We start from the raw sequence: 19,521 nt of genomic DNA on the forward strand, positions 1-19,521 counted from the left end.
AGCCTACGGGGCGTCTAGAGTCGGCCGCATGAACAAGTGGGAGTACCAGGTGGCGCCGATTCCGCTCCACAACGAGACGCTGATGCTGAACAACTTCGGCCAGGACGGCTGGGAGCTGGTCCACATCGAGCGCAACGAGCAGGGCGGTCTGATCGCCTTCCTGAAGCGGCCGCAGGCGTCCTGATGGCCACCCCGGAGGAGCGTCTCGCCGAGCTCGGTCTCGCCGTCCCGGAGGTCGCCAAGCCCGTCGCGGCCTACATCCCCGCCGTGCGCTCGGGGATCCACGTCTTCACGTCCGGCCAGCTGCCGATGCGCGAGGGCCAGCTCATGTACGTCGGCAAGGTCGGCGGCGAGGTCTCCCAGGAGGAGGCCGTCGAGTGCGCCCAGCAGTGCGCCCTCAACGCGCTCGCCGCGGTCAGGGCCGAGCTCGGCTCGCTGGAGGCGGTGAAGCGGATCGTCAAGGTCGTCTGCTTCGTCGCCTCGACGCCGGACTTCACCGGCCAGCCGCTGGTCGCCAACGGCGTCTCCGAGCTCCTCGGCGACGTCTTCGGGGAGGCGGGCCGGCACGCCCGCAGCGCCGTCGGCGTACCGGTCCTGCCGTTGGACGCGCCGGTCGAGGTCGAGCTCGTGGTCGAGGTCTGATGGGCGGGCTCGTCCAGCTGCCCCAGGAGTTCGCCGACGCGGCCGCGGCTTTCGCCGACGGCACCAAGGAGCCCGCGGAGCCGCGCGACGCGGCCACCGTCGTGGTGATGCGCCGCAGTGACCGCGGGCCGGAGATCTACCTGCTCCGCCGTCAGGTCTCGATGGAGTTCGCCGGCGGCATGTGCGTGTTCCCCGGTGGCGGTGTCGACCCCCGCGACTTCGACGCGGACGTCGCGTGGGCGGGCCCGAGCCCGGCCGAGTGGGCCGAGCGCCTCGGCACCGACGAGGCGAAGGCGCGCGCTCTGGTCTGCGCGGCCGTGCGGGAGACCTTCGAGGAGTCCGGGGTGCTGCTCGCCGGCGAGTCCGCCGACTCGGTGGTGGCCGACACCACCGGCGCGGACTGGGAGGCCGACCGGGTGGCGCTGGAGAAGCGCGAGCTCTCGCTCACCGAGTTCCTGGCCCGCCGGGGACTGGTGCTCCGCACCGACCTGCTCGGTGCCTGGTCGGGCTGGCTCACACCGATCTTCGAGCCCAAGCGGTACCGGACCTGGTTCTTCGTCGCCGAGCTTCCCGAGGGACAGATCACCCGCGACGTCTCCTCGGAGTCCGACCACGTGGTCTGGCTGCCGGCGATGACCGCGGCCGAGCAGGCCGAAGGTCGGGAGATCCTGATGCTGCCGCCGACGTACATCACCAGCCTGGACGTGGGCCAGTACGACGACCCGGACGCAGTGCTCGTCGAGGCGGCGAACCGACGCGTCGAGATGTTCTGCCCGGCCGTCGAGCCGGACGGGGCGGTCTTTACGCTGACCCGTCCGCCGCACGCCGACGCGCTGCTGGAGGCACGGGCGCAGAACGCGACCTGGGGCCAGAGGTAGATGTCCTGGGCCGGCGGCTCGTTCGGCGAGCGCGCGCGCTGCGTGCTCGCGCCGAACGCGAACATGATGACCCTCGACGGCACCAACACCTGGGTGCTGCGCGAGCCGGGCGCCCGCCGCTCGGTGGTCGTCGACCCGGGTCCGCCGGACGAGTCCCACCTGGCCGCGATCGAGGCGGCGCTCGAGGAGAGCGGCGCCGGCGAGGTCGGGACGGTGCTCCTCACCCACCACCACGTCGACCACTCCGAGGCGGCGAAGGCTTTCGCCGAGCGGTGGGGCTGCGGGGTGCGGGCGCTCGACCCGCACTACCGCCTCGGCTCGGAGGGTCTCGGGGACGGTGACGTCGTCGAGGTCGACGGCCTGGAGGTCCGCGTCGTCGGCACCCCGGGGCACACCGCGGACTCGCTGTCGTTCTGGGTCCCGGCGGAGTCGACCGTGCTGACCGGGGACACCGTCCTCGGCCGCGGCACCACGGTGGTCGCGCACCCGGACGGCCAGCTCGGCGCCTACCTGGACTCGCTCGACCGGCTGCACGCGCTCGCCGCGTCGCGGGAGGTCACCGCGATCTGGCCTGGTCACGGCCCGGTGATCGAGGACGCGCTCGCGGCGTTGGACTACTACATCGCCCACCGCGGCCAGCGGCTCGACCAGGTCCGGGACGCGCTCCGCACCCTGATCGGGCAGCCGCACCCGGAGGGCCTCGCCGCCGACGACCTGCCCCGCCAGGTCGTCGAGATCGTCTACCAGGACGTGGACCCGATCCTCTGGGGGGCGGCCGAGCTGTCGGTCCGCGCCCAGCTCGCCTACCTGACCCGTTGAATTGGGACTTCCAGTCCTTTGATTGGGGAGTTCCGGTCTGTTGAGTGGGCAGTCAGAACATCCACAGGCGCTTGAACGGTACGACGACCCACAGCCGCTCAGACGGCAACGGGGACACGCGCGCGGACTCGCGAACATCCGCGTATGCCGCAAACCCTTCCCACGACTCCGTTCAGGTTGAGCGACCTTCCGGCGCTCGGAATCTCCATCGCGACCCATCGCAACGCACTAGGAGCGGGCCAGGTGCGTCGCATCCTGCGCGGCGTCTTCGTGTCAGCGCACATCCCGGACTCGCCGGAACTTCGGGCCCGCGCAATCGCGCTCGTCCGGCCCGGCCCAGTCATCGCTTGCGACCGAACCGCCGCATGGCTCCACGGGATCGACGTCCACACCTGGGCCGAGCAAGAAGTGCTTCCACCCGTCGAGGTGTGCGTGTTGCGCGGGACTGATCCGACGGAGCGATCGGGGGTGCGGTCGCACAGCCGTGACCTGGCGCCCGAGGACGTCGTCGACATCGATGGACTCCTGGTCACCTCGCCGCTCCGCACAGCTCTCGACCTCGGGTGCAATCTGTTCCGGCCGGACGCGCTCGCGGCTCTCGACCAGTTCCGGAACCGTTTCGACCTGCCCGCGGAGCGCCTGCACCAGGAGTCGATCCGCTTCTTCCGCCGCCGTGGGGTCATCCAGCTCCGCGAGCTGATCGGGCTCAGCGATCCGCGGTCCGAGTCCGTTCGCGAGTCCTGGACGCGTCTCGCGCTGATGGATGCCGGTCTGCCCGTGCCCGAGGTGCAGTGGTGGGTGGAGATCGACGGCGTGCCGACGTACCGGCTGGACCTCGCCTACCCGCACCACCGGGTCGCGATCGAGTACGACGGTGCCGAGTTTCATACCGGCGAGGTCGATCGCGAACGGGACGCCCTGCGGCGCGAGTTCCTGCGCGAACTGGGCTGGACGTTCATCGTCGTCGGGCGGGGCGACTTCAGCGGGCAGCGCCGTCACGACTGGATCGCTGAGGTCCGGAAAGCCTTGAGCGACCGCCCGTACGCCAATCTCCGCTGGTAATGAAACGGGGGCCCCGGCTCAATGAGCCGGAACCCCCGATTAAACGAACCGAAAACCCCAATTCAACGGGCGCGGCGCTTCATCCGCTCGACGTCCATGATCACGACCGAGCGGGGCTCGAGGCGGAGCCAGCCGCGGGAGGCGAAGTCGGCGAGCGCCTTGTTGACCGTCTCGCGAGAGGCGCCGACCAGCTGGGCGAGCTCCTCCTGGGTGAGGTCGTGGTGCACGTGCACGCCGTCGTCCGCGGTGCGACCGAAGCGGTCCGCCAGGTCGAGCAGCGCCTTGGCGACGCGGCCGGGGACATCGGAGAACACCAGGTCGGCGTTGACGTCGTTGGCCTTGCGCAGCCGGCTGGCGATCTGGGCGAGCATGCCGAGGGCGACCGTCGGCCGACCCTCGAGCCAGCGGATCAGGTCGTCGTGCGACAGCGTCAGGAGGTTGGTCTCGGTGACGGCGGTGACGGTCGCCGAGCGCGGGCCGGGGTCGAACAGCGAGAGCTCGCCGAACATCTGGCCCGGGCCGAGGATCGCGAGCAGGTTCTCGCGGCCGTCGGTCGAGGTGCGGCCGAGCTTCACCTTGCCGTCGGTGACGAGGTAGAGCTTGTCGCCGGAGTCGCCCTCGTGGAAGAGCACCTCCCCGCGCCGCAGGCGTGCCTCGGTCATCGACGAGCGCAGCGCGACGGCCGCCTCGTCGTCGAGGGCCCCGAACAGCGGTGCCTGACGCAGTACGTCGTTGTCCACGGACATTCCTTCCAGGTCGAGGTCCCCCTCACGGGTCCACCCCCCAGTGTTGCAGGTCACAGTCTGTCCCATGACCTCGTACCACGTCACGGACCCCCCACAGGGAGGGCTGTCGGGCGCGTTGTGGGTGGCGGTCCGTACCCTGTTCCCGTGCCCCGGACCGTGCCCGTAGCGACCCCTGCCCCTGACACCTCGCTGGTCCGGCGCGCCCGCAAGATCGACCGCGTCCTGGGCGAGACCTACCCGGACGCGAAGTGCGAGCTCGACTTCGACGACCCGTTCCAGCTGCTCGTCGTGACCGTGCTCAGCGCGCAGACCACCGACCGGCGGGTCAACGCGGTGCGGCCGACCCTGTTCGCCGCCTACCCGGACCCGAAGGCGATGGCCGCGGCCCCGCGCGAGGACCTGGAGCGGATCGTCGGGCCGCTCGGGTTCTTCCGGGCCAAGACCGAGTCGCTGCTCAAGCTGTCCGCGGCGCTCGTGGAGCGTTTCGACGGCGAGGTCCCGGCCCGGCTGGAGGACCTCGTCACCCTCCCGGGCGTGGGGCGCAAGACGGCCAACGTGGTCCTCGGGAACGCCTTCGGCATCCCCGGGATCACGGTCGACACCCACTTCGGCCGGCTGGTCCGCCGGTTCGGCTGGACCGACGAGACCGACCCGGTGAAGGCCGAGCTCGCCGTCGGGGCGCTGTTCCCCGAGCGGGACTGGACGATGCTCAGCCACCACGTCATCTGGCACGGGCGCCGGGTCTGCCACGCCAAGAAGCCGGCCTGCGGCGCCTGCACGGTCGCCCGCTGGTGCCCGTCGTACGGCGAGGGTCCGACGGACGCCGAGACGGCGGCGAAGCTGGTCAAGACGCAGGGCCCGGCATGAGACGTACCGCCCTCCTGATCGCCTCGGCGGTCCTCCTGGTCGCGCCGCTGGCCGGCTGCAGCGACGACGCGACGAAGAGCGTCGCGAGCAAGCGGCTGCCGGCGGTCACGCTGCAGGGCTTCGACGGCGCCGCCCCGGTCGACCTGCGCAGCCTCAAGGGCCCGCTCGTCGTGAACCTGTGGGCGTCCTGGTGCGGCCCGTGCAAGCGCGAGCTGCCGATCTACGCCGACTACGCACGCTCCCACGCCGGCAAGGTCGGCGTCCTGGGCATCAACTTCCAGGAGACCAAGCAGGACAAGGCGCAAGCGCTCATCGCCGACTCCGGCGTCCGGTACCCCAACCTGGCCGACCCGGACGGCGCGCTGCGCGCCCAGGCGCTGCCGAAGCTGCTGCTGGTCGACGCCGACGGCAAGGTCGCCTACTCCGAGTACGTCGAGATCAAGTCCGAGCGGCAGCTCGAGAAGCTCGTCGCCGATCACCTGGGGGTCGCGGGATGACGATGTCCCAGACCCCGGAGGAGATCCCCGACTGGCTGGTCCCGATCCGGGACGCCGCGGGCACGATGACCGGCGAGGACCTCACGCGGTTCCTGCCGCCCGAGGGCGCCGGCGCGCGCCCCGGCGCCGTGCTGATGCTCTTCGGCGAGGGTCCGGCCGGCGCCGACATCCTGCTCACCGAACGGGCGCACACGATGCGCTCGCACCCCGGGCAGGTGTCCTTCCCCGGGGGCGCGGTCGACGCGACCGACCCTTCGCCGACCGCGGCCGCCCTGCGCGAGGCCCAGGAGGAGGTCGGGCTCGACCTCGCCGGCGTCGACGTGCTGGCCACCCTGCCCGAGCTCTGGCTGCCGCCCAGCAACTTCGCGGTCACCCCGGTGCTGGCCTGGTGGCGAGAGCCCGCGCCGGTCGGCGTCGTCGACCCGGCCGAGGTGCACGCGGTCTACCGGACGCCGATCTCCGAGCTGCTCGACCCGGACCACCGGGTCACCGTCACGCACCCGTCCGGCTACTCCAGCCCGGGCTTCCTGATCGGCGACGACAAGGACCTGATCCTCTGGGGTTTCACCGCCGGCGTGATCAACAAGCTCTTCGACTACGTGGGCCTGACCCGCCCGTGGGACGCCACGAGGACGCGCGAGCTCCCCGGATACATGCTCGGCGTGCGCGAGGATTGATCCCGACATGAACGCACTCGACTGGTGCCTGCTGCTCATCGCCGCGGCCTACGCGCTCTCCGGCTACTGGCAGGGCTTCATCACCGGCGCCTTCGCGACGATCGGGCTGGTCCTCGGGGGCATGCTCGGCATCTGGCTGACGCCGCACCTGCTGGGCGAGGCGGCGCCCTCGCTCTGGGTCTCCCTGGCCGCCCTGTTCGTGGTGCTGGTCTGCGCGTCGTTCGGCCAGGCGTTCCTCCAGTACGGCGGAAGCCGGGTGCGCGACAAGATCACCTGGCAGCCCGTCCGGGCGCTCGACGCCGTCGGCGGGGCCGTGCTCAGCGTCGTCGCCGTCCTGGTGGTGACCTGGATGCTGGGCGTGGCGGTCAGCGGCTCCCGGATCCCGGGGATCGGCCCGCTGGTGCGCGACTCCAAGGTGCTCACCTCGGTCAACGAGGTGATGCCGAGCCAGGCGCAGGGTGCGCTCCGCGGCTTCGACAACGTCGTCGGGTCGAGCTTCTTCCCGCGCTACCTGGAGCCGTTCGCGCCCGAGCGGATCGTCGAGGTGCAGCCGGCGCCCGGCAACGTGGTCCGCGACCCCGAGGTCGAGCAGGCCGAGCTCAGCGTGTTCAAGATCCGCGGCAACAACCGCTGCGGCGACGGCATCGAGGGCACCGGCTTCCTCTACAGCCCGCACCGGATGATGACGAACGCGCACGTGGTCGCGGGGGTCACCGACCCGCACGTCCGGGTCGGCACCCGCAACGTCCCGGCCAAGGTCGTCTACTACAACTCCGACATCGACGTCGCCGTGCTGGACATCGACATCGACGGCCCGGTGGTGCACTTCGACACCCGGGGCCGGGCCAAGCAGCCCGCGGTTGTCCTCGGCTACCCGAACGACGGCCCGTTCGACGCCCAGCCGGCCCGGATCCGGGCGGTCCAGCGGCTGCGGTCGCCGGACATCTACGGCCGCGGCACCGTCACCCGCGAGGTGTTCTCGCTCCGCGGCAAGGTCCGTCCGGGCAACTCCGGCGGACCGCTCGTCTCGCGCGACGGCAAGGTTCTCGGCGTGATCTTCGCGGCCTCGGTCAGCGACAAGCAGACCGGCTACGCGCTCACCGCCGACCAGGTCGCGGGCGCCGCGGCCCGGGGGCTCGAAGCCGCCGACCAGGTCAGCTCCGGCAACTGCGCCTAGTGCCTAGGACTGGTGCTGGTTGAGGAGCGTGCGGGGCAGCTCCTGCATCTGCGCCAGCGTCTTCTCCGGAGCGCGGACCTTGCGCACCTTCAGGTAGCCGATGAAGCCGAGCACGACCGCGATCAACAGGTACGTGCCGAAGACGATCAGGAACGCCCAGGCGGGGTCGAGGCCGGCCATCACGATGAAGTACGCGAACGCGAACGAGATCATCACGATCGACAGCAGCACCAGGAAGCCGGCGAGCGCGAACAGCGCGAGGCCGATGCCGCCGGTCTTGGCGCTGACCTTCATCTCGGACTTGGCCAGCGCGACCATGTTGCGCACCAGCGCGCTGAAGTCGTCGATGGCGTCGACGACCAGCTTGCCGATCGTCGGCTCCTCCTGGACGGGGGGCTCAACCTGACCCATGGGGCTTCCCTTCGCGCGCTCGACGTACTGGTTCGGCCAACCCTATCGTCACGTCTCCCGGTGCACGCGGTTCCTCCGCCGCAGGACGAGCCCGGCCAGCAGCGCGGAGGCGAGCGAGCCCAGCAGGACGGCCGTCTTGGCCTCCTCGACCCGGATGTCGGCGAAGGACAGGTCCGCGACCAGCAGCGAGACCGTGAAGCCGACGCCGCCCAGGACCGCGACGCCGATGAGGTCGCGCCACTCCACCTCGACGTCGAGCTCGGCCCGGGTGAACCGGGTGACCAGCCAGGACCCGAGCAGGATCCCGACGGGCTTGCCGACCAGGAGGCCGAGCACGATGCCGAGCACGAGCGGGGAGCCGAACCCGGTGCTGCCGTCGAGCGCCACCCCGGCGCTCATCAGCGCGAAGAACGGCACCGCCAGCGAGGAGCTGATCGGCGCGACCCGGTGCTCCACGCGCTCGGCGGGTGAGCTCTCCTCGCCGGGGTCCGGGCGGACCCGGGTGAGCATGCCGAGCGCGACGCCGGCGATGGTGGCGTGCACGCCGCTCTCGTGCACCAGCCACCACGCGAGGACCGCGAGCGGGAGGTAGATGAACGCGGTGCGGACCCGGAGCCGTTGGCACACCGCGTACGCCGCGAGCGCGATCCCCGCGCCGAGCAGCGGCACCAGGTGGACTGCTTCGGTGTAGACGAGGGCGATGATCACGATCACGACGAAGTCGTCGACGACGGCCAGGGTGAGCAGGAAGACGCGCAGCGGGCTCGGCAGTGAGGACCCGACGACTGCCAGCACCGCGAGCGCGAACGCGATGTCGGTGGCGGCTGGGATGGCCCAGCCCCGGAGGTTCTCGTGGGCGCCGCCGACCAGGTTGATCGTGATGAAGACGAGGGCTGGGACCGCGACGCCGCAGAGGGCGGCCGCGACCGGGACCGCGGCGTCGGCCGGCCGGCGCAGCGACCCGACGACCAGCTCCCGCTTGAGCTCGAGGCCGGCGAGGAAGAAGAAGATGGTCAGCGCCCCGTCGGCCGCCCACTGCTCCAGGTCGAGCGGGCCGACCTCGTGGTGCTGCACGGCCGCGTACCCGGCGTGGTCGAGCGTCGCCCACACGACGGCGACAGCCGCCGCGAGCAGGGCCACCACGCCGCCGACCGTCTCGGACCGGAGCAGCGCGGAGACGAAACCGAGATCGCGCTGCTCGGCCTCGGGGACGCCGGTGATCCGGACCGTGCGCGGGCGTCCCTGGGCCATCGAGGTCCCTTCCAGGTGTCGGCTCGTCCGTCCGGGGTCGGTCGGATCATGCCGACCAGACTTCCCGGCGCACCGCGTCCCAGTCTAGTGCCGAGTTGGCCGACGCCCGCTGGGATGGGAGACTTCACGACGTTGGAGGGGAGTATTCCTTCGCGACGGTCTCGTCATCACGGGCAGCAGCCCCGGGGCCGTCGGTCCGGCCGGGTCCTGCGGCGGGGCGGAAGAGACCTCCGGACTCGACCCGTCCCGTAATGTCATGTCCGGAGGAAGACAATGCACGTGACCCCCCTCGTCTGGTGGCTGACCATCGGCATCACCACCGCGATCCTGCTCTTCGACGTCATCGTGGTCGGACGTCGTCCGCACGAGCCCAGCCGGCGCGAGGTGAGCATCGCCCTCAGCGTCTACATCGGTCTGGCGATCGCCTTCGGCATCGGCATCTGGGTGGTGGCCGGCCACCAGTACGGGACCGAGTTCTTCGCCGGCTGGCTGACCGAGTACTCGCTCTCGGTCGACAACCTGTTCATCTTCCTCATCATCATGACCAAGTTCGCGGTGCCGCGGCAGTACCAGCAGACGGCGCTGCTCATCGGCATCTGGATCGCCCTGGTCATGCGCGGCATCTTCATCGCGGTCGGCGCCGCGGCGATCAACGAGTTCAGCTGGGTCTTCTACCTCTTCGGCCTGTTCCTCATCTACACCGCCGTGAAGCTCGCCCGGGAGGGCGGCGAGGACGAGGACGAGTACGAGGAGAACCGCCTGATCAAGTGGGTGGAGACCAAGCTGCCCGCGACCTCGGAGTGGCACGGCACCAAGGCGTTCGTGAAGATCAACGGCAAGCGGTTGATCACGCCGATGTTCGTCGTCGTCGTGGCGCTCGGCACGACGGACCTGCTGTTCGCGCTGGACTCGATCCCGGCGATCTACGGCCTCACCGACGAGCCGTACATCGTGATGACCGCGAACATCTTCGCGCTGATGGGTCTGCGCCAGCTGTACTTCCTCATCGGCGGTCTGCTGGAGAAGCTGATCTACCTGTCCTACGGCCTGGCCTTCCTGCTCGGCTTCATCGGCGTGAAGCTCGTCCTGCACGCGATGCACGAGAACGAGCTGCCGTTCATCAACGGCGGCGAGCACATCGACTGGGCGCCGGACATCCCGATCTGGCTGTCGCTGCTGGTGATCGTGCTGACCCTGGTGGTCACGACCGTGATCAGCCTGATCGCGTCCAGCCGGATGACGCCGGAGGAGCGCGACGAGGCCACCGGGCCCCGGGGCCACTGAGACAGCACCGGAGCGGAGCCGGTCGGTAGCCGGGCATTCCGGTACACGCCGGGCGCGATGTGATCCGGAACTCGACAAGAAAACGGGCGAATCGCCCTAACCGTTGAGCGCCTGCGTCGTTGAACCGGCCATGGAATGGATCCGCCACCACCCGCGGACGTCGGCGATCATCGCCGGGGTCGTGACCCTCGTCTGCCTCGTCCTGGTCTGGTCGCTGATCAGCCCGAAGAGCGAGGACCAGTCCGCGGACGCTCTCGGTGTGCCGGCCCAGCCCAGCCTGACCCCGCTGACCGACCTCCCGTCGCCGACGGCGTCCCCGACGGCGACGGCCACACCCGGCAGCGGCATCCCCAAGGGCGCCGGTGCCGGGTTCGCGGGCTTCGCCAACGGCGGGATCCAGGGCGGCTCGACGATGAACCTGCCGGGTCTCCAGGGCGGCAGCTACTACAAGTACCTCCCCAAGCACCGGCTCGAGCTCAGCGTCACCTCCGAGGCCCCGATCGGCGTCGTCGGCTACGTCATCCCGACCAGCCTGCGCACCCCGACCGGCGTCGCCAAGAAGGTCGGCACGTCGTGGCACCTCTCCACCACCGTGTACGGCAGCCCGGACTACGCCCAGCTCTTCATGCAGGCCGGAGCGCGCGGCTACCCGATCACCTGCACCATCAAGGTCGACGGCAAGGTGACCGAGCGCCGATCGACGGACGGGCCTTACGGCCAGCTCGTCTGCCAGGGGTGACCAGCGCCGTCTGACGACGCTCGGGACTAGTCCTCGGAGCTTCCCTTCGCCCCCTCGGCGATCAGGTTCATCACCGTCGAGTCGGCCAGGGTGGTGACGTCGCCGACCTCGCGGTTCTCGGCGACGTCGCGGAGCAGGCGGCGCATGATCTTGCCGGAACGGGTCTTCGGCAGCTCCGGGACGATCATGATCTGCCGCGGCTTCGCGATCGCGCCGATCTCGTGCGCCACGTGGTCGCGCAGCTCCTTGACCAGGTCAGCGGAGTCGCTGCCGGCTTCGAACCCCGCGGACTCGCGCAGGATGACGTAGGCGCAGACCGCCTGGCCGGTGGTCTCGTCGGTGGCGCCGACGACGGCGGCCTCGGCGACCTTCGGGTGGCTGACGAGAGCCGACTCGATCTCGGTGGTGGAGAGCCGGTGGCCGGAGACGTTCATGACATCGTCGACCCGGCCGAGGACCCAGACGTCGCCGTCCGCGTCCTTCTTGGCACCGTCGCCGGCGAAGTACATGCCCTCCCAGCGCGACCAGTAGGTGTCCTTGAACCGCTCGTCGTCGCCCCACAGGGTGCGCAGCATCGAGGGCCACGGCTCCCGGATCACCAGGTAGCCGCCGGACCCGTCGGGCACCGACTCGCCCTCGTCGTTGACCACGTCGGCCACGATGCCCGGGATGGCGCGCATCGCCGAACCGGGCTTGGCCTCGGTGACGCCCGGGAGCGGGCTGATCATGATCGCGCCGGTCTCGGTCTGCCACCAGGTGTCCACGACCGGCGTACGGCCGCCGCCGATGGTCTCGCGGTACCAGACGTAGGCCTCCGGGTTGATCGGCTCGCCGACCGAGCCGAGCAGCCGCAGCGAGGACATGTCGTGCTTCGCGGGGATCTCGTCGCCCCACTTCATGAAGGTCCGGATCGCGGTCGGCGCGGTGTAGAAGATCGTGACGCCGTACTTCTCGACGATCTCCCACCAGCGGCCCTTGTGGGGTGCGTCCGGCACGCCTTCGTAGATCACCGACGTGGTCTGGTTGATCAGCGGTCCGTAGACCATGTAGCTGTGCCCGGTGACCCAGCCGACGTCGGCGGTGCACCAGTAGACGTCGGTCTCCGGCTTGAGGTCGAAGACGCCCCAGTGCGTGTACGCCGCCCCGACCAGGTAGCCGCCGGTGGTGTGCAGGATGCCCTTCGGCTTGCCCGTCGAGCCGCTCGTGTACATCACGTAGAGCGGGTGCTCGGCGTCGAAGAACTCGCACGCGTGCTCGGTCGACTGCTTCCCGACGAGGTCGTCCCACCACACGTCCACGGCGTCGTCCCAGGCGACCTCCTGCCCGGTGCGCCTGACCACGAGGACCTTCTCGACGCTGATCCCATTCTGGCGAGCCTTCGTGCGCGCCTCGTCGACCGCCGGCTTGAGCCCGCTCGCGGCGCCGCGACGGTAGCCGCCGTCGGCGGTGATGACGACCTTGGCCTGGCAGTCCTCGATCCGGCTGGCCAGCGCGTCGGCGGAGAAGCCGCCGAAGACCACCGTGTGCGGTGCGCCCAGTCGGGCGCAGGCCAGCATCGCGACGACCGTCTCGGGGATCATCGGCATGTAGATCGCCACCCGGTCGCCGGCCCGCACGCCCAGCTCGACCAGCGCGTTCGCCGCCTGGCAGACCTCGTCCTTCAGCTGGGCGTAGGTGATGTCGCGGGCGTCCTCGGCCGGCTCGCCGACCCAGTGGAAGGCGACCTTGTCCCCGGCGCCGGCCTCCACGTGCCGGTCCACCGCGTTGTACGCCGCGTTCAGCCGACCGCCGACGAACCACTTCGCGAACGGCGCGTTGCTCCAGTCCAGGACCTCGTCCCAGCGGGTCTCCCAGGTCAGCCGGTCGGCCTGCTTCGCCCAGAAGCCCAGCCGGTCCGTCGCGGCCTCCTCGTACGCCGCCGCCGTCAGGTTCGCGTTCGCCGCGAACTCCGCCGGCGGCGGGAACCGCCGGTCCTCGTGGCTCAGGTTGGCCAGGGCTTCGGTGTTCTCGCTCAACGAACGCTCCTCGTCGGTGTGCTGCGGGTGAGTGGTGCGACCCCGGCCAGCCTAGGACCGCACCGGCCCCGCCGACGAGGGTGCCGGTTGATCTTCCCGGCCACGACGTTGCGGCCGCGTTGCTACCGGAAGTCGATGAGCAGGGTGCCCGGGTCCTCCGGCGGCGCCGTCGGCCGCGGGATCGCCTGGGTGGCGTCCGGGTCGGTGAGGACGGCCCCGTCGACACGGACGCCGGGCTCGTGCGTCGTCACCGGGCTGAGCACGACCGGCGGCTGGGTCTGGTGCTCGACGACGGCGCGGTAGCACCGGGTCAGGTAGGGCAGCTGCATCCCGTCGGGGCCGCGGCCGTAGTCGTCGTACAGGGCACCGACGCGGGCGAGGACGTCGTCGCGGGTCGGCTCGTCCAGCGTCGCGACGTACGAGCGGGAGCGGACCAGGTCGAAGAGCTCGTCGCGGCGCAGGCTCTGCCAGAACCGGAAGTCCTCGGCGACGAGGTCGCGGAAGTGCTCGCTGTGCGCGGCCGGCTCCTCCAGCTCGGTGGTGGACATCTCCGAGCCGATGATCCGGCCCAGCTTCCGCACCCACGGGATGCCCTCGTCGCGGACGTTCCAGACCAGGGCGAGCACGCCGCCGGGCTTGAGCACCCGGGCGATCTCGGGCAGGGCGACCGCGTGGTCGAACCAGTGGAAGGACTCGGCACAGACGACGACGTCGACCGAGCGCGACGGGACCGGGATGCGCTCGGCTGTGGCGACCGCCGTGCGGGCGCCGGGGGCGCGTCCGCGGAGGAGGGCGAGCATCTCCGGCAGCGGGTCGGTGGCGAGCACCTCGTGCCCGGCGGCGAGCAGCAGCTCGGTCAGCTTGCCGGTCCCGGCGCCGAGCTCGAGCACCGTCGCGGGGCCTGTTCCGAGCAGCCAGGGAACGGCTTCGGCGGGGTAGGAGGGCCGGGCACGGTCGTACGCCTCGGCCACGGAGGCGAAGGAGAGGGCCCGCTCGCGGGGGGCCGCCCCGGCGGAGACGCCATGCTCGCTCATCGTGCCCCGAACGTACCCGATAGCGTTGCCTGCGTGACTGACCCTGCCCGCGTTTCCGAGAGCGATCCGCTCGCCTGGCTCAACGAGCTCGAAGGCGTGCCGTCCGGATTCGCCGCCGCACGCGACGGCATCGACGCGCTGCTGCGCGACCGCGGCCTGCGCAAGACCCGGCCCGAGCAGACCGCCGAGTCCCTGCTGGTCGGCGCGCACGCCTCGGCGGCGCTCGAGGGTTCGGCCTCCTCGCTCGACGAGGTCCGTGCCGGCGACGGCGACGAGACCGCGCAGGCGGCGCTCCGGGTCAGCACCGGCGTGCTCGGCCTGGTGCCGACGATGAACAGCACCCCGTTGCAGGCCCTCGCCCGGCTGCACGCGCTGGCCGGCGCTGGAATCGTCGGCGACGACGTCCTCGGCCGCCCGGTGAACGCCGAGGCGTCCGAGCGCCTCGGCGGCCTGTCCCGCTCGATGCTCACCACCCAGGTGCCGGCGCTGCTCGTCGCCGCGATCGTGCACGCCGAGATCGCGACCGTGGCGCCCTTCGCCTCGCACAACGGCATCGTCGCCCGCGCCGCCGAGCGCCTCGTGCTCGTCTCCCGCGGCGTCGACCCCGCCTCGGTCACCGTGCCCGAAGCCGGCCACCTCGCGCTGCGCGCCCAGTACGAGTCGAACCTCCGCGGCTACCGCGTCGGCGGGCGGAACGGCCTGCACTCCTGGCTGCTGTACGCCGCGCAGGCGTACTCGACCGGCACCGAGGCCTCACCACTTCGCTGAGCCGGCTGCGTAAGCAAGCGCCCCTCCGCCTCGTCCTACCGAGTGCGAGGGTGTCGCAACCGGTGTGACTTCTCCTCGCTCACGAGCGCTCGAAGCGAGGAACACATGGCACCCCGGGATCTCCGCACGACGTTGGGACTTACTATGTGCCGTGAATCATTCACAGGTCTCCGTTCGCCCACTGAAACGGAGAGAGACCTGTTAAAGCGGTTGCTCAGTGTGAACTTTCAGGGGGCTGGCGCCCTGTGCAGGCAACTGGCGAGCACTCTTGTGGAACCCATCGACCGCGACGGGAGTCTGCGCTTACGTCCGGTCGATCCAACTCCCGCGAAAGTTTCTCGGCGCATTCCGGTCGAGGCAACCTACGTTGACACTGACGGCGTCCTGGTTCACGTGCTCATCCACGTGATCAATGGTGTGCTCGATGAGCTCGAGGTCTACCGGGAGGACTCGGGCACCGTCATCGTCGCCCCCGCGGAGGCTTCTGTGCTCGAAGTCGAGCCCTGGGTCAATTAGCTGTCGTCCGGATCATCCCCGCACCACCCGCACACTGCGCGGCGCAGCCGGATAACGGAGCCAGCCGGCTGTCGTCTGTGAAGGACGTTCAGGTTGTTGCTTTCGCTGCTCAACGAGATCTGGGCCCGCGAGCTCGGCGATCTCGTTCGGCACGAAATTCTCGTTGCGATCGACGTGCCTGGCGCTGGCCAGCGGTATCTCACCTTCAGCTCCTTCAACGTCCTGGTCGACCATGAAGCCGCGACTGTGAAGATCGAGGACGAGTTCGATCCGGAGCGCGAGAGCGTGATCGGCTTGCGAGCTTTCGCCGCGCCGCTCCGTGACAGCGGACCGCTGTCACGCCCCACACAGATGAGCGGCACCGAAGGTGAGTCTTCGATGCCGCTCGACACATGGTTGCCGGCTACCAAGCTGCAACGTCTCTAACTGCTGCCCCGGGTAGATCCCGGTCTGCAAGCGCCCTGTAGGAAGGGTGGATCGTTGCGTGGGTTCCGTTCCCATGTGTTGGTTCTGGAGTTGTTCGGGGTGTGTTGGCACCCACCTAACGTCGCGCGAGGGCGAGTTTCAAGGGTTGACTTTCCACGCCTCTGGTGGGTGCGCGGGGATGTGGAGGGCTGCTCCGGAAAAAGCCCTTCAGGCGCTGTGCTTGCGGGCTTTTCGGGCGCTGATCCACACCGCGGTGCCGACGCCCGCGACACCTGCGATGGCCAGCGCGGCCAGGGTCGGCTTGGCCGGCGGCAGCTTCATCCGGCTGCCGAGCGCGACCGGCCGTTCGAAGACGAGGACCGGCCAGTCGCGCTCGCGGGCGATCCTGCGGAGGTCCTTGTCGGGGTTCACCGCGAACGGGTGGCCGACCGCTTCGAGCATGTGCACGTCGGTGATGGAGTCGCTGTAGGCGTAGCACTCGGCGAGGTCGTAGCCGCGCTTGCGGGCGAGGTCCTTGATCGCCTTGGCCTTGTTCTCGGCGTAGGCGTAGAAGCGGATGTTGCCGGTGTACTTGCCGTCGGCGACCTCCATCCGGGTCGCGACGACGTGGTCGGCGCCGAGCATCTCGCCGATCGGCTCGACCATCTCGGCGCCGCTGGTGGACACGATGATGACGTCGCGGCCTGCCGCGTGGTGCTGCTCGATGAGGCCGACGGCTTCGTCGTACACGAGGGGGTCGACGATGTTGTGCAGGGTGTCGGCGACGATGTCGCGCACGGTCTGCACGTCCCAGCCGGCGCACAGCTGCGACATGAACTGCCGCATCTTCTCCATCTGGTCGTGGTCGGCGCCGCCGACGAGGTAGACGAACTGCGCGTACGCCGACCGCAGCACCGCGCCGCGGGAGATCAGGCCACCGGCCTGGAACTCCTTGGAGAATGCGAAGGTGCTCGACCTGGCGATGATCGTCTTGTCCAGGTCGAAGAACGCGGCTTGCGGGCGAGCGGCTGGGCTCATGCGATCAGTCTAGGGAGACGTCGACCTCACCGTCGGTCAACGCCCCCAGGCCCTTCGGACGCGGAGTTCTGCACAGGTCCGACCGATGCGGTCGCCGACGAAGGTTCCACCTCGGCACGGTCGTGCCATGTCCCCGACCGTCCTGCTCGTCAGCGCCGACGACCGCCTGGCCTCCGAGGTGGTGCGGTTCGCCGCTGCCGCCGGGGTGACCCCGTCCGTCGTCGGCTCCGTCACCGACGCGTTGCGCTCCTGGGCCGGAGCCGCGGTGGTGCTCCTCGGCGCCGATCAGGCCGGTTCGGTGGCACTGCTCGACCCGCCGCGACGCGAGGGCGTGCACGTGGTCGTGCCCGGGTCGGCCGGCGACGCGTCGTACCGGGTGGCGCTGGAGTGCGGCGCGACCTCGGTCGTCGGGCTGCCGGAGGACGCGGACCGGCTGGTGGCGCTGCTTACCGACGCGGCTGACGGGGCGGTCTCGGCGGCCGTGACGATCGGGGTGGTCGGTGGGGCCGGCGGGGTCGGCGCGACCGTCTTCGCCTGCGCACTCGCCCGGGTGTGCGCGGAGCGGGCCAGCACGGTGCTCGTCGACGCGGACCCGCTCGGCGCCGGGGTCGACGAGGTGCTCGGGCTCCCGGCCGGCTCGGGCGTGCGCTGGGACGGGGTGCTCGCCTCGACCGGGCGGCTCGGCGCCCGCGCGTTGCGGGAGGCGTTGCCGGAGCGCGGCGGCCTCGCGGTCCTCGCGTGGCCGTGGGATCGGCCGGAGCGGGTGGACCCGTACGCCGTCCGCGAGGTGCTTTCCGCGGTGCACCGGGGGTTCGCGGTCGCGGTCGTGGACCTCCCGCGCTACCCGCACCCGCTCGCCGACGACCTGCTCCCGCGGTGCGACCGGGTCGTGCTGGTCAGCACGCTCACCGTCCCGGCGCTCGCATCCGCTGCCCGCGTCGCAGCGGCGCTCGACGCCCCGGCCCGGCTGGTGCTGCGCACGGCACCCGGTGGGGTCGACGCGGCCGAGGCGGCTCGGTTCCTCGGCCCGGACGTGGCCGCGGTGATGCCGGCCCAACGGGGCCTCGACGAAGTGCTCAGCCTCGGCGTCGGTCCGGGCAGCGGCCGGCGAGGGCCGTTGCGTGCAGCGGCTACCGCCGTTGCCGCCGAGATCCTGGGCCCGCAGATCTGATGGCAGGCGTGCGGGAGGACGTCATCGGGACGGTCCGTGAGCGTCTGGCCCGCGACGGTGCGCTGGTCACCCCGGCGACGGTGGCGCGGGTGCTGCGCTCCGAGGGCCGTCCGGTCGGGGACGCCGAGGTGCTGGCCGTCCACGACGCCCTGCGCCGCGACGTCGAGGGTGCCGGACCGTTGGAGCCGCTGCTCGCGCTGCCCGACGTCACCGACGTCCTGGTGAACGGACCCGATCAGGTCTGGATAGATCGCGGGCGCGGGCTGGAGGAGACCGGGGTGCGCTTCGGTGACGACGACGCCGTCCGGCGGCTTGCGCAGCGGCTGGCCGCGCGTGCCGGCCGTCGGCTCGACGACTCCGCGCCGTACGCCGACCTGCGCCTGGCCGACGGGACCCGGTTCCACGCCGTGCTGGCGCCGGTCGCGCGCCCGGGAACGGTGCTGTCGTTGCGGATCCCGAGCCGCCGCGCCTTCGACCTCGACGCCCTCGTGGCTGCGGGCGCGATCAGCGCGGAGGGCAGGAAGGTGCTGGCCGCGATGGTCCGCAGCCGGGTGGCCTTCCTGGTCAGCGGCGGGACCGGGACCGGCAAGACCACGCTGCTCAGCGCGCTGCTCGCCGAGGTCGATCCCGCCGACCGGCTGGTGCTGGTCGAGGACGCCAGCGAGCTCCGCCCGGCCCACCCGCACGTCGTCGGCCTCGAAGCACGGCCGCCCAACCTGGAGGGCGCCGGCGAGATCACCGTGCGCATGCTGGTGCGGCAGGCGTTGCGGATGCGGCCGGACCGGCTGGTCGTCGGCGAGGTGCGTGGCGCGGAGGTCGTCGACCTCCTGGCTGCGATGAACACCGGCCACGAGGGCGGCTGCGGCACGGTGCACGCCAACTCCGCCGCCGACGTCCCGGCCCGGATCGAGAGCCTCGCCACCGCGGCCGGCCTGTCCCGGGCCGCGGCTGCCAGCCAGCTGGCGTCGGCGGTCGAAGCGGTGGTGCACCTCCATCGGCGACGCGGAGGCACCCGCCGGGTCCGGGAGATCGGCGTGCTGGTCCGCGAGGGCGGTGACGTCCGGATCCTTCCGGCGTTGCGGTTCGGCGTGGATCTCGCGGTCGAGGCCGGGCCGGGGCTCGGCCGGCTCGAGGAGCTGTTGGCCCGGTGACGGTCCTGGTCGTCGTGGCGCTGCTCGCCGCTGCCGTTGCGCTCGGGTTCCCGCCGCAGGCACGCCTCCCTCCCGGGCTGGGTAGGCCGCGCCGCACCGGAGCTCCGGGCCCGCGGACCGTGGGTCTGCTCGGAGCCGGTGCGGCGGCCGTCGTCGTGCTCGGGTTCCCGGCTCACGGCCCGCTCCTGGGGATGGTTCTGGGCGCCAGCGCCGCGGACCTGGTCCGGCGCGCGGCTGCTCGGCGTGGACGCGCCGCGGCGAGCGCGCGGACCGCCGCGGTGCTGGCTGCGTGCGACGCGGTCGCTGCCGACCTCCGGGCCGGCGTGCCGCCGGTGCCGGCGCTCGAGTCGGCGGCCGCCGCGTGGGCCGAGCT

At 71.2% G+C, this 19,521-nt stretch carries 22 protein-coding genes and 1 pseudogene; 17 read left to right on the forward strand and 6 right to left on the reverse strand.

Going from position 1 to position 19,521, the window contains the following annotated elements; translation table 11 throughout:
- Positions 1-28: 28 nt before the first annotated feature.
- From AB4Y76_RS19875 to AB4Y76_RS19895, 5 genes are all read left to right on the forward strand, one after another.
- Complete coding sequence (locus AB4Y76_RS19875) at positions 29-184, forward strand: hypothetical protein (RefSeq protein WP_441928484.1); 156 nt, start codon at positions 29-31, stop codon at positions 182-184.
- Entirely contained in the window at positions 184-642 is a 459-nt protein-coding gene (locus tag AB4Y76_RS19880; RefSeq protein WP_441928486.1) for a RidA family protein, read from the forward strand. The genes AB4Y76_RS19875 and AB4Y76_RS19880 overlap by 1 nt, the downstream gene beginning before the upstream one ends.
- A complete protein-coding gene (locus tag AB4Y76_RS19885) occupies positions 642-1,520 on the forward strand; it encodes an NUDIX hydrolase (RefSeq protein ID WP_441928488.1) in 879 nt (292 codons plus the stop codon). The genes AB4Y76_RS19880 and AB4Y76_RS19885 overlap by 1 nt, the downstream gene beginning before the upstream one ends.
- The gene (locus tag AB4Y76_RS19890; RefSeq protein ID WP_441928490.1) at positions 1,521-2,339 is read left to right on the forward strand and encodes an MBL fold metallo-hydrolase; all 819 of its coding nucleotides are present in this window, start codon (positions 1,521-1,523) and stop codon (positions 2,337-2,339) included.
- A gap of 243 nt (positions 2,340-2,582) precedes the next feature.
- Positions 2,583-3,401 (forward strand): hypothetical protein, encoded by an 819-nt coding sequence (locus tag AB4Y76_RS19895; protein WP_441928492.1) that lies wholly within the window; start codon positions 2,583-2,585, stop codon positions 3,399-3,401.
- 62 nt (positions 3,402-3,463) lie between these two features.
- Here AB4Y76_RS19895 and AB4Y76_RS19900 read toward each other — a convergent pair whose 3' ends face one another.
- Positions 3,464-4,141: a Crp/Fnr family transcriptional regulator gene (locus tag AB4Y76_RS19900; RefSeq protein WP_441928494.1), complete on the reverse strand. Its 678-nt coding sequence runs from the start codon at positions 4,139-4,141 to the stop codon at positions 3,464-3,466.
- A 150-nt stretch (positions 4,142-4,291) separates the two neighbouring features.
- Here AB4Y76_RS19900 and nth point away from each other — a divergent pair, with 150 nt between their 5' ends.
- From nth to AB4Y76_RS19920, 4 genes are read left to right on the forward strand one after another with little or no spacing between them, the layout of a single operon-like run.
- Positions 4,292-5,014, forward strand: a complete 723-nt coding sequence (gene nth, locus AB4Y76_RS19905) for an endonuclease III (RefSeq protein WP_441928496.1) — start codon at positions 4,292-4,294, stop codon at positions 5,012-5,014.
- The gene (locus AB4Y76_RS19910) at positions 5,011-5,511 is read left to right on the forward strand and encodes a TlpA family protein disulfide reductase (RefSeq protein WP_441928498.1); all 501 of its coding nucleotides are present in this window, start codon (positions 5,011-5,013) and stop codon (positions 5,509-5,511) included. The genes nth and AB4Y76_RS19910 overlap by 4 nt, the downstream gene beginning before the upstream one ends.
- Complete coding sequence (locus AB4Y76_RS19915) at positions 5,508-6,188, forward strand: NUDIX hydrolase (RefSeq protein WP_441928500.1); 681 nt, start codon at positions 5,508-5,510, stop codon at positions 6,186-6,188. The genes AB4Y76_RS19910 and AB4Y76_RS19915 overlap by 4 nt, the downstream gene beginning before the upstream one ends.
- A gap of 7 nt (positions 6,189-6,195) precedes the next feature.
- Positions 6,196-7,365 (forward strand): MarP family serine protease, encoded by a 1,170-nt coding sequence (locus AB4Y76_RS19920; RefSeq protein WP_441928502.1) that lies wholly within the window; start codon positions 6,196-6,198, stop codon positions 7,363-7,365.
- Positions 7,366-7,368: 3 nt separating this feature from the next.
- Here AB4Y76_RS19920 and AB4Y76_RS19925 read toward each other — a convergent pair whose 3' ends face one another.
- Positions 7,369-7,776 (reverse strand): phage holin family protein, encoded by a 408-nt coding sequence (locus AB4Y76_RS19925; RefSeq protein WP_441928504.1) that lies wholly within the window; start codon positions 7,774-7,776, stop codon positions 7,369-7,371.
- Between the two features lie 48 nt (positions 7,777-7,824).
- The gene (gene nhaA, locus AB4Y76_RS19930; RefSeq protein WP_441928506.1) at positions 7,825-9,027 is read right to left on the reverse strand and encodes a Na+/H+ antiporter NhaA; all 1,203 of its coding nucleotides are present in this window, start codon (positions 9,025-9,027) and stop codon (positions 7,825-7,827) included.
- Between the two features lie 273 nt (positions 9,028-9,300).
- Between nhaA and AB4Y76_RS19935 the strand changes: the two genes are divergently transcribed.
- Positions 9,301-10,311: a TerC/Alx family metal homeostasis membrane protein gene (locus tag AB4Y76_RS19935; protein WP_441928508.1), complete on the forward strand. Its 1,011-nt coding sequence runs from the start codon at positions 9,301-9,303 to the stop codon at positions 10,309-10,311.
- A 130-nt stretch (positions 10,312-10,441) separates the two neighbouring features.
- Positions 10,442-11,050, forward strand: a complete 609-nt coding sequence (locus tag AB4Y76_RS19940) for a hypothetical protein (RefSeq protein WP_441928510.1) — start codon at positions 10,442-10,444, stop codon at positions 11,048-11,050.
- 26 nt (positions 11,051-11,076) lie between these two features.
- Here AB4Y76_RS19940 and acs read toward each other — a convergent pair whose 3' ends face one another.
- Positions 11,077-13,065 (reverse strand): acetate--CoA ligase, encoded by a 1,989-nt coding sequence (acs, locus tag AB4Y76_RS19945; RefSeq protein ID WP_441928512.1) that lies wholly within the window; start codon positions 13,063-13,065, stop codon positions 11,077-11,079.
- 122 nt (positions 13,066-13,187) lie between these two features.
- Complete coding sequence (locus tag AB4Y76_RS19950; RefSeq protein WP_441928514.1) at positions 13,188-14,099, reverse strand: class I SAM-dependent methyltransferase; 912 nt, start codon at positions 14,097-14,099, stop codon at positions 13,188-13,190.
- Between the two features lie 33 nt (positions 14,100-14,132).
- Here AB4Y76_RS19950 and AB4Y76_RS19955 point away from each other — a divergent pair, with 33 nt between their 5' ends.
- The 3 genes from AB4Y76_RS19955 to AB4Y76_RS19965 all read left to right on the forward strand — a co-directional run bounded on the left by AB4Y76_RS19955 (position 14,133) and on the right by AB4Y76_RS19965 (position 15,809).
- The gene (locus AB4Y76_RS19955) at positions 14,133-14,867 is read left to right on the forward strand and encodes an oxidoreductase (protein ID WP_441928516.1); all 735 of its coding nucleotides are present in this window, start codon (positions 14,133-14,135) and stop codon (positions 14,865-14,867) included.
- Positions 14,868-15,011: 144 nt separating this feature from the next.
- Positions 15,012-15,383: a DUF6984 family protein gene (locus tag AB4Y76_RS19960; protein ID WP_441928527.1), complete on the forward strand. Its 372-nt coding sequence runs from the start codon at positions 15,012-15,014 to the stop codon at positions 15,381-15,383.
- Between the two features lie 96 nt (positions 15,384-15,479).
- Positions 15,480-15,809 carry a hypothetical protein gene (locus AB4Y76_RS19965; protein WP_441928518.1) on the forward strand — a complete coding sequence of 110 codons (330 nt, stop codon included), beginning with the start codon at positions 15,480-15,482 and terminating at the stop codon, positions 15,807-15,809.
- A 207-nt stretch (positions 15,810-16,016) separates the two neighbouring features.
- Here the strand turns inward: AB4Y76_RS19965 and AB4Y76_RS19970 are convergent, their stop codons facing one another.
- Positions 16,017-16,826, reverse strand: a complete 810-nt coding sequence (locus AB4Y76_RS19970; protein WP_441928519.1) for an HAD family hydrolase — start codon at positions 16,824-16,826, stop codon at positions 16,017-16,019.
- A gap of 127 nt (positions 16,827-16,953) precedes the next feature.
- Between AB4Y76_RS19970 and ssd the strand changes: the two genes are divergently transcribed.
- The 3 genes and pseudogenes from ssd to AB4Y76_RS19985 all read left to right on the forward strand — a co-directional run.
- Positions 16,954-17,997 (forward strand): septum site-determining protein Ssd, encoded by a 1,044-nt coding sequence (gene ssd / locus AB4Y76_RS19975; RefSeq protein ID WP_441928521.1) that lies wholly within the window; start codon positions 16,954-16,956, stop codon positions 17,995-17,997.
- The gene (locus tag AB4Y76_RS19980) at positions 17,997-19,148 is read left to right on the forward strand and encodes a TadA family conjugal transfer-associated ATPase (protein ID WP_441928523.1); all 1,152 of its coding nucleotides are present in this window, start codon (positions 17,997-17,999) and stop codon (positions 19,146-19,148) included. Before ssd ends, AB4Y76_RS19980 begins: the two co-directional genes overlap by 1 nt.
- Positions 19,145-19,521, forward strand: a pseudogene (locus tag AB4Y76_RS19985) (hypothetical protein); the annotation flags it as partial. The gene AB4Y76_RS19980 and the pseudogene AB4Y76_RS19985, both read left to right, overlap by 4 nt.

This window comes from Marmoricola sp. RAF53 (assembly GCF_052114005.1).
Lineage (GTDB): Bacteria > Actinomycetota > Actinomycetes > Propionibacteriales > Nocardioidaceae > Marmoricola.

Coding starts and splice junctions, on each gene's coding strand:
- AB4Y76_RS19875 (WP_441928484.1), top strand. CDS start 29: ATGAACAAGTGGGAGTACCAGGTGGCGCCGATTCCGCTCCACAACGAG.
- AB4Y76_RS19880 (WP_441928486.1), top strand. CDS start 184: ATGGCCACCCCGGAGGAGCGTCTCGCCGAGCTCGGTCTCGCCGTCCCG.
- AB4Y76_RS19885 (WP_441928488.1), top strand. CDS start 642: ATGGGCGGGCTCGTCCAGCTGCCCCAGGAGTTCGCCGACGCGGCCGCG.
- AB4Y76_RS19890 (WP_441928490.1), top strand. CDS start 1,521: ATGTCCTGGGCCGGCGGCTCGTTCGGCGAGCGCGCGCGCTGCGTGCTC.
- AB4Y76_RS19910 (WP_441928498.1), top strand. CDS start 5,011: ATGAGACGTACCGCCCTCCTGATCGCCTCGGCGGTCCTCCTGGTCGCG.
- AB4Y76_RS19915 (WP_441928500.1), top strand. CDS start 5,508: ATGACGATGTCCCAGACCCCGGAGGAGATCCCCGACTGGCTGGTCCCG.
- AB4Y76_RS19920 (WP_441928502.1), top strand. CDS start 6,196: ATGAACGCACTCGACTGGTGCCTGCTGCTCATCGCCGCGGCCTACGCG.
- AB4Y76_RS19925 (WP_441928504.1), bottom strand. CDS start 7,776: ATGGGTCAGGTTGAGCCCCCCGTCCAGGAGGAGCCGACGATCGGCAAG.
- nhaA (WP_441928506.1), bottom strand. CDS start 9,027: ATGGCCCAGGGACGCCCGCGCACGGTCCGGATCACCGGCGTCCCCGAG.
- AB4Y76_RS19935 (WP_441928508.1), top strand. CDS start 9,301: ATGCACGTGACCCCCCTCGTCTGGTGGCTGACCATCGGCATCACCACC.
- AB4Y76_RS19940 (WP_441928510.1), top strand. CDS start 10,442: ATGGAATGGATCCGCCACCACCCGCGGACGTCGGCGATCATCGCCGGG.
- AB4Y76_RS19950 (WP_441928514.1), bottom strand. CDS start 14,099: ATGAGCGAGCATGGCGTCTCCGCCGGGGCGGCCCCCCGCGAGCGGGCC.
- AB4Y76_RS19960 (WP_441928527.1), top strand. CDS start 15,012: ATGTGCCGTGAATCATTCACAGGTCTCCGTTCGCCCACTGAAACGGAG.
- AB4Y76_RS19970 (WP_441928519.1), bottom strand. CDS start 16,826: ATGAGCCCAGCCGCTCGCCCGCAAGCCGCGTTCTTCGACCTGGACAAG.
- ssd (WP_441928521.1), top strand. CDS start 16,954: ATGTCCCCGACCGTCCTGCTCGTCAGCGCCGACGACCGCCTGGCCTCC.
- AB4Y76_RS19980 (WP_441928523.1), top strand. CDS start 17,997: ATGGCAGGCGTGCGGGAGGACGTCATCGGGACGGTCCGTGAGCGTCTG.